The organism is Luteimonas colneyensis (genome assembly GCF_014836665.1).
In the GTDB taxonomy this organism is placed as follows: domain Bacteria; phylum Pseudomonadota; class Gammaproteobacteria; order Xanthomonadales; family Xanthomonadaceae; genus Luteimonas; species Luteimonas colneyensis.
In genome coordinates, this window is record NZ_JACSQJ010000004.1 from 57,367 (window position 1) to 73,372 (window position 16,006).

11 protein-coding genes are annotated in these 16,006 nt (G+C 70.9%); 6 read left to right on the forward strand and 5 right to left on the reverse strand.

Annotated features, from left to right (window positions below; genetic code table 11):
• Positions 1-58 precede the first annotated feature (58 nt).
• Positions 59-1,162, reverse strand: a complete 1,104-nt coding sequence (gene hppD, locus H9645_RS08685) for a 4-hydroxyphenylpyruvate dioxygenase (protein ID WP_191729315.1) — start codon at positions 1,160-1,162, stop codon at positions 59-61.
• A gap of 77 nt (positions 1,163-1,239) precedes the next feature.
• On the opposite strand from hppD, the gene H9645_RS08690 reads away from it, so the two are divergent.
• Together H9645_RS08690 and H9645_RS08695 are read left to right on the forward strand one after the other, a co-directional pair.
• The gene (locus H9645_RS08690; protein ID WP_191729316.1) at positions 1,240-1,716 is read left to right on the forward strand and encodes a MarR family winged helix-turn-helix transcriptional regulator; all 477 of its coding nucleotides are present in this window, start codon (positions 1,240-1,242) and stop codon (positions 1,714-1,716) included.
• A 9-nt stretch (positions 1,717-1,725) separates the two neighbouring features.
• Complete coding sequence (locus H9645_RS08695; RefSeq protein ID WP_191729317.1) at positions 1,726-3,378, forward strand: sulfotransferase family protein; 1,653 nt, start codon at positions 1,726-1,728, stop codon at positions 3,376-3,378.
• A gap of 15 nt (positions 3,379-3,393) precedes the next feature.
• On the opposite strand, the gene H9645_RS08700 is transcribed toward H9645_RS08695, so the two are convergent.
• The 4 genes from H9645_RS08700 to H9645_RS08715 form a co-directional block, all read right to left on the reverse strand.
• Complete coding sequence (locus H9645_RS08700; RefSeq protein WP_191729318.1) at positions 3,394-4,968, reverse strand: peptide MFS transporter; 1,575 nt, start codon at positions 4,966-4,968, stop codon at positions 3,394-3,396.
• A 159-nt stretch (positions 4,969-5,127) separates the two neighbouring features.
• The gene (locus H9645_RS08705) at positions 5,128-6,657 is read right to left on the reverse strand and encodes a peptide MFS transporter (protein ID WP_191729319.1); all 1,530 of its coding nucleotides are present in this window, start codon (positions 6,655-6,657) and stop codon (positions 5,128-5,130) included.
• A 120-nt stretch (positions 6,658-6,777) separates the two neighbouring features.
• Entirely contained in the window at positions 6,778-7,434 is a 657-nt protein-coding gene (locus H9645_RS08710) for an energy-coupling factor ABC transporter permease (protein WP_191729320.1), read from the reverse strand.
• A gap of 6 nt (positions 7,435-7,440) precedes the next feature.
• Entirely contained in the window at positions 7,441-8,316 is an 876-nt protein-coding gene (locus H9645_RS08715; protein ID WP_191729321.1) for a tryptophan 2,3-dioxygenase, read from the reverse strand.
• Between the two features lie 138 nt (positions 8,317-8,454).
• Here H9645_RS08715 and H9645_RS08720 point away from each other — a divergent pair, with 138 nt between their 5' ends.
• The 4 genes from H9645_RS08720 (at position 8,455) to H9645_RS08735 (ending at position 15,955) form a co-directional block, all read left to right on the forward strand.
• The gene (locus H9645_RS08720; RefSeq protein ID WP_191729322.1) at positions 8,455-12,114 is read left to right on the forward strand and encodes a Calx-beta domain-containing protein; all 3,660 of its coding nucleotides are present in this window, start codon (positions 8,455-8,457) and stop codon (positions 12,112-12,114) included.
• A 138-nt stretch (positions 12,115-12,252) separates the two neighbouring features.
• The gene (pdhA, locus tag H9645_RS08725) at positions 12,253-13,326 is read left to right on the forward strand and encodes a pyruvate dehydrogenase (acetyl-transferring) E1 component subunit alpha (RefSeq protein ID WP_191729323.1); all 1,074 of its coding nucleotides are present in this window, start codon (positions 12,253-12,255) and stop codon (positions 13,324-13,326) included.
• Positions 13,323-14,330, forward strand: a complete 1,008-nt coding sequence (locus H9645_RS08730; RefSeq protein WP_191729324.1) for an alpha-ketoacid dehydrogenase subunit beta — start codon at positions 13,323-13,325, stop codon at positions 14,328-14,330. Before pdhA ends, H9645_RS08730 begins: the two co-directional genes overlap by 4 nt.
• A gap of 203 nt (positions 14,331-14,533) precedes the next feature.
• The gene (locus H9645_RS08735; RefSeq protein WP_191729459.1) at positions 14,534-15,955 is read left to right on the forward strand and encodes a dihydrolipoamide acetyltransferase family protein; all 1,422 of its coding nucleotides are present in this window, start codon (positions 14,534-14,536) and stop codon (positions 15,953-15,955) included.
• Positions 15,956-16,006 lie beyond the last annotated feature (51 nt).

A 16,006-nucleotide genomic window follows, 5' to 3' on the forward strand; every position in this document is an offset into this window, starting at 1 on the left:
TCCGCGTCATCCGTGGTAAAGCGAAGCGTGCTTTTCGCCCCAACCCGCAGCGCGCGGCTTACAGCACGCCGCGCTGCATCTGGTCGCGTTCGATCGATTCGAAGAGCGCCTGGAAGTTGCCCTCGCCGAAGCCCTCGTTGCCCTTGCGCTGGATGATCTCGAAGAAGATCGGACCAAACGCGTTCTTGCCGAAGATCTGCAGCAGCTTGCGCTGCTTGGTCTCCGGGTCGGCGTCGATCAGGATCGCGTTCCTGCGCAGGCGCTCGACGTCCTCGCCGTGGTCGGGCACGCGCTGGTCGATCACGTCGAAGTAGGTATCGGGCGTGTCGAGGAAATCGATGCCGGCCTCGCGCATCTTCTCCACCGAGGTGTAGATGTCGTCGGTGAACAGCGCGATGTGCTGGATGCCCTCGCCCTTGTAGTCGCGCAGGTACTCGTTGATCTGGCTCTTCTCGTCGGACGACTCGTTGAGCGGGATGCGCACCACGCCGTCGGGCGCGGTCATGGCCTTGGACAGCAGGCCGGTCTTGGCGCCCTTGATGTCGAAGTAGCGGATCTCGCGGAAGTTGAACAGCTTCTCGTAGTAGTCCGACCACTTCTGCATGTTCCCGAGGAACAGGTTGTGCGTCAGGTGGTCGATGAAGGTCAGGCCGAAGCCCTTCGGGTGCTGGTCGACGCCCGGCAGCGGCTCGTAGTCGGCGTAGACGTCGGCCGCGGAATCGTCGACGAGGTACAGCATGCAGTCGCCGATCCCCTTGATGACCGGGAAATCCACGGCGCGGGTGTCGGCCCTGTGCTCCACCTGCTCGCCGCCCTTGGCGAGCACGTGCTCCAGCACCTCGGACGGCGCCCTGGTGAAGCGGATCGCGAAGCCGCAGGCCGAGGGGCCGTGGCTGGCGGCGAAGTCGGAGGCGAAGGAGTCCGGCTCCTCGTTGAGCAGGAAGTTGATCGTGCCCTGGCGGAACAGGGTGATGGCGCGCGCGCGATGCTTCGCCACGGCGGTGAAGCCGAGCTTCTCGAGGTAGTCGCGCATGCGTGCGCCTTCGCCGGCCGGGGCGGCGAACTCGACGAACTCGAAGCCGTTGATGCCCATCGGGTTTTCGAAGGTGGTGACCTGCATGCCGAGGTTCGGCTGGCTGCTGGCCTGGGTCTGGGCGCTCATGGCGGCTCCTGGCAGTGGACGGGAGGGGCCGACTGTTATAGTTTCAGATGAAACCAGTTGCAAGGCGCGACGCAGCAATGACCGCATCCCCTCCGCCCCCTGCCACCGACGACGACGGCGCCCCGATGCTCGACCTGGAGCGCTTCGTTCCCTACCAGCTCAGCCTGCTGTCCAACGTGGTCAGCCAGGAGATCGCCGAGGCCTACGGCGACCGCTTCGGGCTGGCGATCACCGAGTGGCGGATCCTCGCCGTGCTCGGTCGCTTCCCGGGCCTGTCCGCGGTGGGCGTGGCCGAGCGCAGCGCGATGGACAAGGTCGCGGTCAGCCGCGCGGTGGCGCGCCTGCTGGAGCGCGGCCTGCTGCACCGCGAGACCCACGGCGACGACCGCCGGCGCTCGGTGCTCGAGCTCAGCGAGGCCGGCCGCAAGGTCTACTCGGAAGTCGCTCCGCTGGCGCTGTCGTACGAGCGCGAACTGCTGGCGCCGCTCAGCGAGGACGAGCGCCTGCAGTTCTCGCGCATGCTCGACCGCCTCGGTGAACGCTACGGGCTCTGAGCGCCGCCCATGACGCCGCCCGCCACCGGACCCGAGCACGCCAGGGCCGCGCCCGACGACGCAGCGGCCACGCGCGCCCGCGCATGGGCGCGCGCCAACGCGCTGGCCGCGGCCCGCGACTGGCCCGGCGCCGCAGACGCCTATGCCGCGCTTGCCGGGTCCGAGCCCGGGGATGCCGCGGCCTGGATCGGACTGGCCAAGGCCAGCGGACGGGCCGGCCGCTACCGCGCGATGCATGCCGCCGCGCTGCGCGCGCACGCCGCCGGACCGCGCGAGTGGCCGCATGCGCTGGCGCTGGCGCGGCTGCTGCGCGACCTGCACGAGACGCGCGCGCTGGCCGCGCTGTCCACGGCCATGGCCGGCTTTGCCGAAGCCGCCGGCCCCGATGAATTCGTCGCGCTTGCGGACCTGCTCGTCGACGAGGACCTGCACGACGAGGCGCTGACGTGGCTGGACCGCGCCGTGGACCGTGCACCCTCGCACGCACCGGCACGCTATGTGCGCGGCAGCACGCGCCTGTTCCTGGGCGACATGGCCGGCGCGCGCGATGACCTCCGGCAGGCCATCGCCGCCGCGCCGCATTTCGCCCACGCGCACCGCCGGCTGTCGCAGCTGCGCGCGCAGGACCGCCCCGGCGCCGCCGCGCGCGTGGAGCGCCTGCGCGACGAGCGTGCGCGCGTAGCCCCGGGCAGCGAGCACGACATCCACTTCAGCCACGCCCTCTTCGACGAACTGCACGACCTCGGCCGCCACGACGAGGCCTGGCCCGAGCTCGAGCGCGGCATGCGCGCCAAGCGCGCCACCCTGCGCTACGACGTCGAGGACGACCTGCGCCTGGCCGAGGCGATCCGCGACCGCTGCGACGCCGGCTTCATCACGGGCGCCGGGCAGGTGCCGGACGCGGAGGCCCCGTCCCCGGTGTTCATCGTCGGCCTGTTCCGCTCGGGTTCCACCGTCCTGGAGCGCATGCTCGGCGGGCACCCGGCGGTGGCCGAGGGCGGCGAGAGCATGGGCTTCGCCGCCGCGCTGCGCCTGGCCGCGGACCACCGCGGTCGCGGGCCGGTCGATGCCGGCCTGCTCGGACGACTGGACGCGATCGACTGGCCGGCGCTCGGCCGCGATTTCATGGCCGCGAACGCCTGGCGCGCGCGCGGCCGCGCGCTGTGGACGGAGAAGCTACCGACCAATGCCCTGCTGCTCGGCTGCATCGCGCGGGCGCTGCCGGGCGCGCGCTTCATCCATGCGGTGCGCGCGCCGATGGACGTCTGCTTCTCCAACCTGCGGATGCTGTACGGCGGCTTCGCGCCGTGGTCATACGACCAGCGCGAGCTGGCCGCGTGGCACCAGGCGCATGCCCGCCTGATGGCGCACTGGCACGCGGTGCTCGGGCCGCGCCTGCTCGACGTCCGGCACGACGCCCTGCTGCGCGAACCCGAAGCGGTGATGCGCGGCGTCCTCGACCACCTCGGGCTCGATTTCGACCCGGACGTGCTGCGCCCCGAGCGCAGCGGCGGCGCCGTCGCCACCGCCAGCGCCGCCCAGGTGCGCGCGGGCCTCAGGGCACCCGGGCCGCCGGAGTGGCGGCCCTATCTCGACCGGCTCGGCCCGCTCGTCGCGGGCCTGGGGCTGGACGACCCGACCGGGTCGGGCCGGCCGGCCTGAACCGGTCGCGTCGCCTCAGCGACGCTCCTCGGTGATGTCGATGCCCGCGGCCTGCGCTTCGGCCAGCTCGCCCTGCCCGGCGAGGTCGTCGTCGCGCAGGGTGTCGAGGTGCATCAGCTTCTTCACCAGCGGGGCGATCACCAGCATCACGATGCCGACGCCCACCGCCAGCCAGCCGACGTTCGAGTAGACCTCCATCACCCGCTCCACGCCGCCGCCCTCGCCGCCGGTCGCGGCCGAGATCAGGCCGGCGGCGAAGTTGCCGGTGGCCGAGGCGAAGAACCAGGCGCCCATGATCAGGCTGGCCATCTGCGCCGGCGCCAGCCGGTTCATCGCCGACAGGCCCACCGGCGACAGGCACAGCTCGCCCATGGTGTGGATCAGGTAGATCAGGAAGATGAAGATCACCGGCGTGGCGCCGGCGCCCGCCGCGGCGGCACCGGCCACCAGCACCAGGAAGCCCGCGCCCACCAGCACCACGCCGAGCGCGAACTTGGCCGGTGCCGAGGGCTCCCAGCCGCGCTTGGCCAGCCACAGCCAGAACATGGCGAACAGCGGCGCCAGGGCGATGATGTACATCGAGTTCAGCGACTGGAACATCGACGCCGGGACTTCCCAGCCGAAGATGTGGCGGTCGACCGAGCGGTCGGTGAACAGGTTGAGCGAGGCGCCGGCCTGCTCGAACAGCGCCCAGAACAGGATCGAACCGATGATGAGGTACAGCGCGGCGATGATCCGGTTGCGCTCCTCGCGGCGGAGCTTGAACACGGCGGTGAACAGCACGTAGCCGATCAGGATCGCGCCGGCCGAGCCGAGCAGGTAACCGACCATCGACTGGTGCTGGATCAGGTACCAGACCACGCCGACCGACAGGAAGGCCAGCGCGTACAGCACCCACTCGAAGGTGATGCCGCCCAGCACCGGCTTCGCCAGCTTCTCCGGCACGCGCGACTCGCCGCGGCCCATCAGCATCGGCTTGCCGATCACGAACACCACCAGGCCCAGCAGCATGCCCACGCCCGCCGCGCCGAAGCCCCAGGCCCAGCCGTAGGTCTGGCCGAGGTAGCCGGCGATGAGCGAGCCGAGCATCGCGCCCAGGTTGATGCCCATGTAGAAGATCGTGTACGCCGGGTCGCGACGGATGTCCGTGCGCGGGTACAGCTGCCCGACCATCACCGAGATGTTGGCCTTCAGGAAGCCGGAGCCGACGATGATGAAGGACAGCGCCAGCCAGAAGATGTTCATCTCCGGCGCGTTCTGCCCGCCATCGCCCTCGAACGCCATCAGGAAGTGGCCGAAGGTCAGCAGCACCGCGCCGAACAGCACGGCCTTGCGCTGGCCGAGGTAGCGGTCGGCGAGATAGCCGCCGACGACCGGCGCGATGTACACCAGCGCGGTGTAGGCGCCGTAGATCACCGACGCTTCGGAGTCCGAGAACATCCAGTGCTGGACGAGGTAGAAGATCAGCAGCGCGCGCATGCCGTAGTAGGAGAAGCGCTCCCACATCTCGGCGAAGAACAGCACGAACAGTCCGCGCGGATGACCCAGCAGGGTCTTCTGGGCCTCGAGGGCGTGGTCTGGATGGGCCAACTCGCTACTCCGTGATTGCGCCCGCGTTTCGCGGGTCGAATCGGCCAACTTACCGCGTGCCGCCACCACAGGGAAGCTGAACGGGACGCCGAAACGCGAACGGCGGCCCGGAGGCCGCCGCTGCGCAGGCGCTGCGGGCGCGCGCGGCGCCCGCAAACCTCACTTCACGCCGTGCATCAGCCGCTGGATCAGCGGCGCGATCAGGAACAGCAGCACGCCCGCGCCGAGCAGCGCCCAGAAGCCGAAGCTGTAGCCGGCATGCGCCGATTCCACCGTCATGCCGCCCTCGCCGCTGACGCTGGAGGCGAACATGCCCGACAGGTTGTTGCCGATCGCGATCGACAGGAACCAGCCGCCCATCGCCAGGCCGGTGAGCTTGGCCGGCGCCAGCTTGGTGGTCATCGAAAGCCCGATCGGCGACAGGCACAGCTCGCCGATGGACTGGATGACGTAGACCATGAACAACGTCCAGAACGGGATCTTCAGCGTGGCCGGGTCGACCATGCTCGACAGCGCCAGCATCAGCAGCAGGAAGGCCAGGCCGTTGAAGATCAGGCCGAGGCCGAACTTGCGCGGGATCGAGGGATTGGCCCGCCCCATCGCCACCCACAGCCAGGCGATGACCGGCGCCAGGGTGATGATCGCGATCGAGTTGACCGACTGGAACCAGCCCACCGGGAAGATCCAGCCGCCGAGGTCGCGGTCGACGATGTTCTGCGCGAGGAAGTTGAACGAGCTGCCGGCCTGCTCGAAGAACATCCAGAACAGCACGTTGAAGCCGAAGATGATCAGCATCGCGATCACCATGTCGCGCTGCTTCGAGCCTTCGCGGATGCCTTCGACCAGCAGCATGATCGCCGGCACGATGAACAGGGCCAGCAGGATCCAGTTGAGCAGGCCCGCCTCGATGGTGAGCAGGAAGTAGAAGGCCGGGATCGCGACCAGGGCGCCCACCGCAACCGCCAGCACGCGGCCCATGCCCGGCGCGTCCGCCGGGGCCGCGCCGATGCCCTTGAGCTGCGCGCGCCCGAACCAGAACCACAGCAGGCTGAAGAGCATGCCGATGCCCGAGGCGATGAAGACCACCTTGTAGGCCGGCATGCCGTCGCTGCCGAACACCTTCTCCGCCAGCCAGCCGGTCAGGATGGGCGCGATGAAGGCGCCCATGTTGATGCCCATGTAGAAGATGGTGAAGCCGGAGTCGCGGCGCTCGTCGCCGGTGGCGTAGAGCTTGCCGACCATGGTCGAGATGATCGGCTTGAACAGGCCGTTGCCGACGATCACGGTGGCCAGGCCGAGCTTGAGCCAGGCGTCGCTCGGCGTGGTGATCATGAACAGGCCGGCGGCCATGAACACCGCGCCGAGCAGGATCGCGCGCTGGTAGCCGATCAGCTTGTCGGCCACGTAGCCGCCGAAGATGGCGGCCGCGTAGACCAGCGCGAGGTAGGCGCCGTAGAGCTCGCTGGCCGGCGCCTCGCCGGAGGCGTCGCCCTGGTAGAACTGGGCCACGATGTACAGCACCAGCGCCCAGCGCATGCCGTAGAAGGCGAAGCGCTCCCAGAACTCGGTCATGAACAGCATCCACAGCGGGCGCGGATGGCCCATGACCTGGCTGAATTCCGGGATCGCGGGACCGGAGGCGGGTGGGTCAATGCCCGGTCCGGCGGGCTCGACGCGGTTCGAGTTCATCGTTCTGGTTCCCCAAGTGGATGGCGAAACTTAGCCCGTAGGGGGCGCTCTTGGGAACTGCCCGGAGCCGCCGGCACCCGCGCTGGTGCCCGTTCTCAGGTGCCCGAAGGCCGTTTGCCGCTACATCGGGCGCTCCGGGCCGAGGTAGGTGCGGTCGTCGAAGCTCGCGCACCACTGCGGCCGGTACACCACCACCAGCACCATGATGCCGCCGCTGAGGAAGGCCTCGCCGAACATCAGCAGCGGCGTCGCGACCAGGTAGGCCGCCACGGCCCCGCCCAGCAGCGCCGCGACGGCGGCCTTGGCCAGCGACGAGGCCGCCATCGCCACGGCGGCCGCGGCGAAGGCGTTGACCATGACGTAGGTGAAGATGTTCGAGGGCACCCAGCGCATCGCCGCCAGGGACACCGCGACCGTCGCCGCCACCGGGACCACGCCGGTCAGCAGGAAGTCCCAGGCCCAGCCCTCCATGTCGGTGCCGAGCAGCACGCCGGCCAGGCTGGCCGCCGCCATCACCCAGCAGGCGACGCGCGCGCCGAACAGCAGGGTGGCGACGGTCGCGCCGAGGAAATGCAGCACCACGCCCTGCAGCGCGGCGGTGTTGAACCAGCGTATCGCCATGATCGCCAGCGTGGCGGCCACCAGCACCGCGCGCGCGCCGGGGTCGTCGCGCCAGCGCGCCAGCGGCAGGCCGCGGGCGGACATCGCCAGCACCGCGGCGGCGGCGCCCCAGGCCGGGACCGAGGCCCAGCCCGGAAAGCCCGCGCCGACGTCCATCGCCGATCAGTACCCGGCGTCGGCCGGCAGGCCGCCGATCCGGGTGCGCACTTCGAACAGCTCCGGGAAGAAGGTCAGCTCCAGCGCCTGCTTCAGGAAGCCCACGCCGCTGGACCCACCGGTGCCGCGCTTGAAGCCGATGATGCGCATCACCGTGCGCATGTGGCGGAAGCGCCAGAGCTGGAATTCGGTCTCCAGGTCCACCAGGTCCTCGCAGAGGTGGTAGGCCTCCCAGTGCTCGCGGGTGCCGGCGTAGATGCGCTCGAACACCGCCACCAGCTCGGGGTCCATCACGTGCGGGCGGGTCCAGTCGCGCTCGAGGTGGCGCGCCGGGACCGGATGCCCGGTGCGGGCCAGGTGGCGCAGAGCGTCGTCGTACAGGCTGGGCGCCTCGAGCGCGCCGCGCAGCATCGCCTGCGCCGCGGGATCGTGGGCGAACACCTTCAGCATCCCGGCGTTCTTGTTGCCGAGCAGGAATTCCACCGTGCGGTACTGCGCCGACTGGAAGCCCGAGGACGGGCCAAGCAGGTGGCGGAACTCGGCGTATTCGGAGGGCGTGAGAGTCTCCAGCACCGACCACATCGCGGTGAGCTGGCGCAGCACCGCCTTGCAGCGGGCGAAGATCTTCTGGCAGGGATCCAGCCGCCCCTCGCGCAGGTGGCCGGTCGCGGCCTGCAGCTCGTGCACCAGCAGCTTCAGCCACAGCTCCGAGACCTGGTGCTGGATGATGAACAGCATCTCGTCGTGGTGCGGCGGGTCGGACACCGGATGCTGCGCCGACAGCAGCCGGTCCAGGTGCAGGTAGCCGCCATAGGTCATGCGCCCCGACAGCTCGGTGTGGATGCCGGCTTCGAGGGCGCGTTCGTTCTGTTCGATGCTCATGCGCGAAAGGGTAGCGCAGCCCGCCCGAGCAGCGGTGGCGCGGCCCCGCGTCGGTGTCACCCCGCTGCCGCGTGGCTGGTGCACAATCGCGAAGCCGCGGCGGGGGCCGCGCCAGCCATCTTCCAGGGGAACCACACGATGCAACCGACTCCGCGCCGCCTGGCGCTCGCCCTTGCCCTGTCCGCGGCCATCGGTGCCGCCCAGGCCGACAGCACGCCGCAGACCCTGCCGTTCGCGCAGGACTGGACCGATACCGGCCTGATCACCGCCAACGACGACTGGTCGAACGTGCCCGGCATCCTCGGTTTCCTCGGCGGCGACCTGACCTCGGCCAACGGCGTGGACCCGCAGACCGTGCTCGGCGCCGACGCGACCGGCGTCGTCGACGTGATCGCCAACCAGACCAACACCAGCATCACCAACGGCGGCGTGGCCGAATTCCACATCGCCGACCCGGTGGTGGCGCTGCAGGGCAGCGGTTCGGCGGATGCGCCCTATCTCAGGATCCACCTCGACACCCGCGGCGCGAGCGGCATCCAGGTGTCCTACCGCCTGCGCGACGTCGACGCTTCGGCGGACGACGCCGCCCAGCAGGTCGCGCTGCACTACCGCGTCGGCGGCACCGGCGACTTCGTCAACGTGCCCGAGGCCTACGTGGCCGACGCGAGCAGCCCCGGCGGCACCCGCGAGACGCCGGTGTCGGTGACCCTGCCCGCCGCCGCCGACAACCAGGCCCTGGTCGAGCTGCGGATCATGACGACGAACGCCGCCGGCAACGACGAATGGGTCGGCATCGACGACATCAGTGTGGTCGCCGCCGGCGTCGGCTCCACCCCGGTGATCAACCTCGGCGACGGCAGCACGACCGAAGGCGATTCCGGCACCACCGAGCTGTTCTTCCAGGTCGCCCTGACCCGGCCCGCCGGCCCCGGCGGCGTCAGCTTCGACTATGCGACGGTCGACGGCAGCGCGCTGGCCGGCCAGGACTACATCGCCGAGAGCGGCACCGCCACCATCGTCGAAGGCGACACCTCGATCGCGCTCTCGATCAGCGTGATCGGCGACACCGTGGCCGAGCCCGACGAAACCTTCGGCCTCGCGCTGTCGAACATCTCCGGCGCGCTGGACGGCACCCTCGTGGGCACCGGGACCATCGTCAACGACGACTTCGCGATCGTGCCGATCTCCGCCATCCAGGGTCCGGGTGCGACCTCGCCGCTCGCCGGCCAGTCGGTCGTGACCGAGGGCATCGTCACCGCGCGCAAGAACAACGGCTTCTTTCTGCAGACCGCCGACGGCCAGGACGACGGCGACGACGCCACGTCCGAAGGCATCTTCGTGTTCACCGCGGGCGCGCCTCCGGCCGCCGCCACCGTTGGCAACCGCGTGCGGGTGCAGGCCACGGTCGAGGAGTACATCCCCGCCGCCGACCCGTACCAGCTGCCGATGACCGAACTCACCTTCGCCACCGTCACCCAGCTCGGCACCGGCCATGCGCTGCCGGCGCCGGTGCTGCTGTCGGCCGACAGTGTGCTGCCCGGTGGCCCGCTCGACCAGCTCGAGGCCTACGAGGGCATGCGCGTCAGCATCCCCAGCGCGACCGTGGTCGCCCCCACCCGCGGCAATACCAGCGAACCCAACGCCACCGCGACCGGCAACGGCCAGTTCGCGGTGGTGGTCACCGGCGTGCCGCGCCCGCTGCGCGAGGCCGGCATCCAGGTGCCCGACCCGGATCCGAGCGGCACCACCGCCACCGCGATCCCGCGCTGGGACTTCAACCCCGAAGTCATCGCCGTGGACAGCGACACCATCGGCGCGCCGCAGGCCGACCTGGCCGCCGGCTGCCGGATCGTCGACGGCAGCCTGACCGGCCCGCTCGACTACACCTTCCGCCGCTACACGATCTACCCCGAAGGCGCGCTGGCGACCGCCTGCGATGGCCTCGACCAGCCGCGCGGCGCAGTCCTGCCGAGCGAGGACCACGCCACCTTCGCCACCTACAACCTGCAGCGCTTCTTCGACACGGTGAACGACCCGGCCATCAGCGAGCCGGTGCTCACCGCCGACGCGTACGCGGCCCGGCTCAACAAGGCCTCGCTGGGCATCCGCGCCTACATGCATTCGCCCGACGTGATCGGCGTCAGCGAGGTCGAGAACCTCGGTGCGCTGCAGGCGCTGGCCGACAAGGTCAACGCCGATGCGGTGGCGCTGGGCGAGCCCGATCCGGGCTACGTGGCCTACCTCGAGGAAGGCAACGACGTCGGCGGCATCGACGTCGGCTTCCTGGTGAAGTCCGGCGACGCCGCCGCGGGCCTTCCGCGCGTGGACGTGCTGTCGGTCGAGCAGGTCGGCAAGGACGTCAGCTGGACCTACGCCCCCTCGGGCGAGACCAGCCTGCTCAACGACCGCCCGCCGCTGGTGCTGGACGCGGTGGTGAACTTCGCCGACGGCCGCGCGCTGCCGATCACCGTGGTCACGGTGCACCAGCGCTCGCTCAACGACGTCGAGAGCGAAGACGCCGCCGGCACCGGCACCCGCGGCGACCGCGTGCGCCAGAAGCGCCAGCTGCAGGCAGAGTTCCTCGCGGACATGCTGCAGGACAGGCAGGCGGCCGACCCGGAGCGCGGACTCGTGGTGCTCGGCGACTTCAACGCCTTCGAGTTCAACGACGGCTACGCCGACGTCATGGGTACCGTCATCGGCATGCCGTCGGCCGACGACACCACCGCGGTCAATGGCGACGGCGCCGACCTGGTCGAGCCTGACCTGGTCAACGCGACCTACTTCCTGGATCCGTCCGAGCGCTACTCGTTCGTGTTCGAGAACAACGCGCAGTCGCTCGACCACATCCTGCTCAACGAGGCGGCGCTGGGCTCGCAGATCAACTCGTGGACGATCAGCCACGCGCGCCTCAACGCCGACTTCCCGGAAACCGCGCGCAATGACGCCAACAGCGCCGCGCGCCTGTCCGACCACGATCCGTCGGTGCTGATGCTGCGCCTGCAGGCGGTGCAGTTCGCGGACATGGCGGCCGTGGTGACCGCGCCGCAGCCGGTGGTCGCGGTGGCCGGCAGCATGGTGTGGGAGGTCACGGCCAGCAACGCCGGCCCCGACGCGGCCACCTTCCCGGGCCTGGGCCTCGCCGCCGACGCGGAACTGGAGGACCTGGTCATCGCGGCGCCGACCGGGTGGACCTGCGACAGCCCGGTGGTGGCTGGCGGCGAAACCACGGCCAGCTGCATCGCCGACACCCTGCCCGACGCCGGCGAGGCCACGTTCACCGTGACCGCCACCGCGCCGGCGACGGCCGCCGGCAGCGCCATCACCCTGAGCGCGGCGGCCACCTCGCAGACCGAGGACCCCGCCCCGGGCAATGACAGCGGCAGCGCGACGATCGTCGTGGATGCGCAGGCCGACCTCCGCGTGGAGCTGGATGCTCGCGAGCGGATCGTGCGCGGTGCCTGGGGCACGCACGCGATCAGCGTCCACAACGACGGGCCGGTGGCCGTGGACAACGTGGTCGTGCGGCTGTCCGCCGGCGTGCGCGAGAACCTGGTTGCGGTCGACGACGTGCTGGAATGCGAAACCGGCTCCGCCAGCCCGTTCCGCGCGGTCTGCGTCCTCGAGGGCACGATCGAGGCGGGCGGCGTCCGCCACCTCTCGTTCATGACCGGGACCGGCGGGCGGCTCACCCCGCCGCAGTACGACGTCAGCGTCGAGGTGGAGTCCATGGTGCTCGATCCGGACACCGGCAACAACGCCGCGCGCGCCAGGATCCACACCGTCCGCGGCGACTGACCGCCCCCGACCAGGCGGGTGCCGCAGCGCACCCGCCGGCCACGGCGCCGGTCCAGGCCTTGCCGCACCGCGCAACGGAAGAAAAACATGCTGCGGGTATCATGGCCGGCTCCCGTGGATGACCGAGCATGTAAACGCATGACCGTTGCTGCGACCTTCGAGATCGAATACCTCCAGTACCTGGGCCCGGACGGCACGCTCGTTGCCGAGCTGCCGCCGCAGGCCCCGTCGGCCGCCGACATCCTCCCGCTGTTCAAGCAGATGCTGCTGGTGCGCACCTTCGACGCCAAGGCCATCGCCCTGCAGCGCACCGGCAAGCTCGGCACCTACGCCGCCTGCCTGGGCCACGAGGCCACCCACGTCGGCATCGGCGCCTCGATGCGCCCCGAGGACGTGTTCGCGCCCAGCTACCGCGAGTACGGCGCCCAGTTCATGCGCGGCGTCAAGCCGCGCGACGTGCTGATGTACTGGGGCGGCGACGAACGCGGCAACGACTTCTCCGGCCCGAAGCACGACTTCCCCTGGTGCGTGCCGATCGCGACCCAGTGCCTGCATGCCGCGGGCGCGGCGCTGGCGTTCAAGCTGCGCGGCGAGGACCGCGTGGCCGTGACCTGCTGCGGCGACGGCGGCTCGTCCAAGACCGACACCTACGCCGCGATCAACTCGGCCGGCGCCTACGCCCTGCCCTTCATCCAGTGCATCATCAACAACGGCTGGGCGATCTCGGTGCCACGCAAGGCGCAGACCGGCGCCAAGACCCTGGCGCAGAAGGGCCTGGCCGGCGGCCTGCACTGCCTGCAGGTGGACGGAAATGATCTCTTCGCCGTGCTCGAGGGCATGCGCCGCGCCATGGAGCGCGCGCGCTCGGGCGGCGGTGGCAGCGTCATCGAGTTCATGACCTATCGCCTGCACGACCACACCACCGCCGACGACGCCCGCCGCTACCGCGACGAGGCCGAGGTCAAGGACGGCTGGACCCGCGACCCCATGACCCGCCTGCGCACGTGGCTGACCGCCCAGGGCGTGTGGGACGAAGCGCAGGAGAAGGCCTGGATCGAGGAATGCGGCCAGATGGTCGACGTCGAGATCAACGCCTACCTGGAGAGCAAGGTGCAGCCCGTGGAAGCCATGTTCGACTACCTCTATGCCGATCCTCCGGCCGACCTGCTCGCGCAGCGCGCGGCCGCCATCGCCCTGGAGAAGCGTTCGTGAGCGCCGTGGCCAAGGACGCGGCACCGGCCGCCATCACCCTGATCGAGGCGATCACCCAGGCCCTGGCCTACGAGATGCGCGCCGACGACTCGGTCGTGGTGCTGGGCGAGGACGTGGGCGTCAACGGCGGCGTGTTCCGTGCCACCGCGGGCCTGCACGCCGAGTTCGGCAGCCAGCGCGTGATCGACACCCCGCTGGACGAAACCACCATCGCCGGCCTGACCGTCGGCATGGCCGCGCAGGGCATGAAGCCGGTGGCCGAGGCGCAGTTCGACGGCTTCGTCTACCCCATGCTCGACCACGTGATCTGCCACGGCGCGCGCTTCCGCTACCGCACCCGCGGGCGGCTCAGCTGCCCGATGGTGCTGCGCGTGCCGTGGGGCGGCGGCATCCGCGCGCCCGAGCACCACAGCGAGGCCAACGAGGCGCTGTTCACCAACGTGCCCGGCCTGCGCGTCGTGCTGCCCTCTTCGCCGGCGCGCGCCTACGGCCTGCTGCTGGCCGCGATCCGCGAGCCGGACCCGGTCATCTTCATGGAGCCCAAGCGCATCTACCGCCAGTACAAGGAGCTCGTGCCCGACGACGGCGAGGCGCTGCCGCTGGACGTGTGCTTCGTGCTGCGCGATGGCACCGACGTGACGCTCGTGACCTGGGGCGCGCAGGTGAAGGAGACGCTGGAAGCCGCCGACGCGCTGGCGAAGGACGGCATCAGCGCCGAGGTCATCGACGTGGCCACGCTGACGCCACTGGACTTCGACACCATCGCCGAGTCGGTGGCGAAGACCGGACGCTGCGTGATCGTGCACGAGGCGCCGAAGACCGCCGGCTTCGGCGGCGAGATCGCCGCGCGCCTGGCCGAGGAATGCATGTACGACCTGCTGGCGCCGGTCGAGCGCGTGACCGGCTACGACACCCACATCCCGCTCTTCCGCCTTGAAATGAAGTACCTGCCGAGCGTCGAGAAGATCGTCGCCGCGGCGAAGCGGACGGTGGCGGCAGGCTGAGGAAGGCGTGGTGGGGCCGCTTCAAACGGCTCCGCCGGCCCGCCGCGCAGGCAGGGCGTCCCGCACGACGGGACAGCTGCCGGACGCGGCAGGCGCAGTGACAACGACATCGCAGGCCCGCGGCACCGGCAGGAGATGCACGCATCGGGCCAGCGGGCAGAATGAACCGCTCCCGCAGGGAGCACCGGATTCCCGAGGACACCATGGCCGACAAGAAGACCTTCCACCTCCCCGACCTCGGTGAGGGCCTGCCCGACGCGACCATCGTCGAGTGGTTCGTGAACGTGGGCGACACCGTGCGCCTGGACGAGAACCTGGTGTCGATGGAGACCGCCAAGGCGGTGGTCGAAGTGCCTTCCCCGGTCTCGGGCAAGGTGCTGAAGCTCGCCGGCGCCGCCGGTGACGTGGTGATCACCGGCGCGATGCTGGCCGAGTTCGAGATCGATCCGAGCCTGCCGCAGCGCGCCGAGGGCCAGGACACCGGCCACCACCACGGCGGTGGCGGCCACGGCGTGGGCAGCCAGGATCCGGCGCCGGACGACCGCGTGGTCGCCTCCGACGAGGGCGGCGCGATCGAGGACGGCGGCGAGCCGGCGCCGAAGGCCGCTGCCAGCGGCGAGCGCGCCGACAGCGGCACCGTGGTCGGCGCCATGCAGTCTTCGGACGCCGTGCATACCGAACAGGCCGTGGCCGTGGGCGGCGTGCGCGCCATGCCCGCCGTGCGCGCGCAGGCGCGCAAGCTCAAGGTCGACATCACCCGCGTGCGCGGCACGGGCACGGACGGCACCGTCACCATGGCCGACGTGAAGCGCGCCGCCGCCGAAGGCAGCGCAGCGATGGGCGCTGGCAGCGCCGCGCCCGCCGCACGGGCCCCGGCCGCCGCCGCACCGCAGGCCGCACCTGCCCCGGCCCGCGCCACCGCCGACCGCACCGCGCTGTCGGCCTCCGGCAAGCCGATGCGCACCCAGCCGCCGTCGGTGACCGCCAGTGGCCAGCCGGAGCAGCTCAAGGGCGTGCGCCGCAACATGGCGCGCGTCATGGCCGACGCGCACAGCAAGGTAGTGCCGACCACGCTGGTCGACGACGCCGACCTGCACGCCTGGGTCGGCAAGCAGGACATCACCGCGCGCCTGATCCGCGCCATCTGCGCCGCGGCGAAAGCGGTGCCGGCGCTCAATGCCTGGTTCGACGGCGACAGCCTGACCCGCACGATGCACCCGCACGTCGACATCGGCATCGCGGTGGACACCGACGACGGCCTGTTCGTGCCGGCGCTGCGCAATGCCGACGTGCTCGACGCCGCCGGCGTGCGCGCCGGCATCCAGCGCCTGCGCGCCCAGGTCGAGGACCGCAGCATCCCCGCCAGCGAGCTCTCGGGCTACACCATCAGCCTGTCGAACTTCGGCATGTTCGCCGGCCGCTACGCCACGCCCGTCGTGGTCCCGCCCTGCGTGGCCATCGTCGGCGCCGGCAAGCTGAGCCAGGACGTGGTGGCGGTGATCGGCGGCATCGAAGTGCACCGTCGCATGCCGATCTCGCTCACCTTCGACCATCGCGCCGCCACCGGCGGCGAGGCCGCGCGCTTCCTCAAGGCAATCCTGGACGACCTGGCGCTGCCGAACTGACGGCCGACGGCGGCGCCCGGCGCGCCGCCGCGTCGGCACCCACCGCGGCGG

Coding starts and splice junctions, on each gene's coding strand:
- hppD (WP_191729315.1), bottom strand. CDS start 1,162: ATGAGCGCCCAGACCCAGGCCAGCAGCCAGCCGAACCTCGGCATGCAG.
- H9645_RS08715 (WP_191729321.1), bottom strand. CDS start 8,316: ATGAGCATCGAACAGAACGAACGCGCCCTCGAAGCCGGCATCCACACC.
- H9645_RS08710 (WP_191729320.1), bottom strand. CDS start 7,434: ATGGACGTCGGCGCGGGCTTTCCGGGCTGGGCCTCGGTCCCGGCCTGG.
- H9645_RS08705 (WP_191729319.1), bottom strand. CDS start 6,657: ATGAACTCGAACCGCGTCGAGCCCGCCGGACCGGGCATTGACCCACCC.
- H9645_RS08695 (WP_191729317.1), top strand. CDS start 1,726: ATGACGCCGCCCGCCACCGGACCCGAGCACGCCAGGGCCGCGCCCGAC.
- H9645_RS08720 (WP_191729322.1), top strand. CDS start 8,455: ATGCAACCGACTCCGCGCCGCCTGGCGCTCGCCCTTGCCCTGTCCGCG.
- H9645_RS08690 (WP_191729316.1), top strand. CDS start 1,240: ATGACCGCATCCCCTCCGCCCCCTGCCACCGACGACGACGGCGCCCCG.
- H9645_RS08735 (WP_191729459.1), top strand. CDS start 14,534: ATGGCCGACAAGAAGACCTTCCACCTCCCCGACCTCGGTGAGGGCCTG.
- pdhA (WP_191729323.1), top strand. CDS start 12,253: ATGACCGTTGCTGCGACCTTCGAGATCGAATACCTCCAGTACCTGGGC.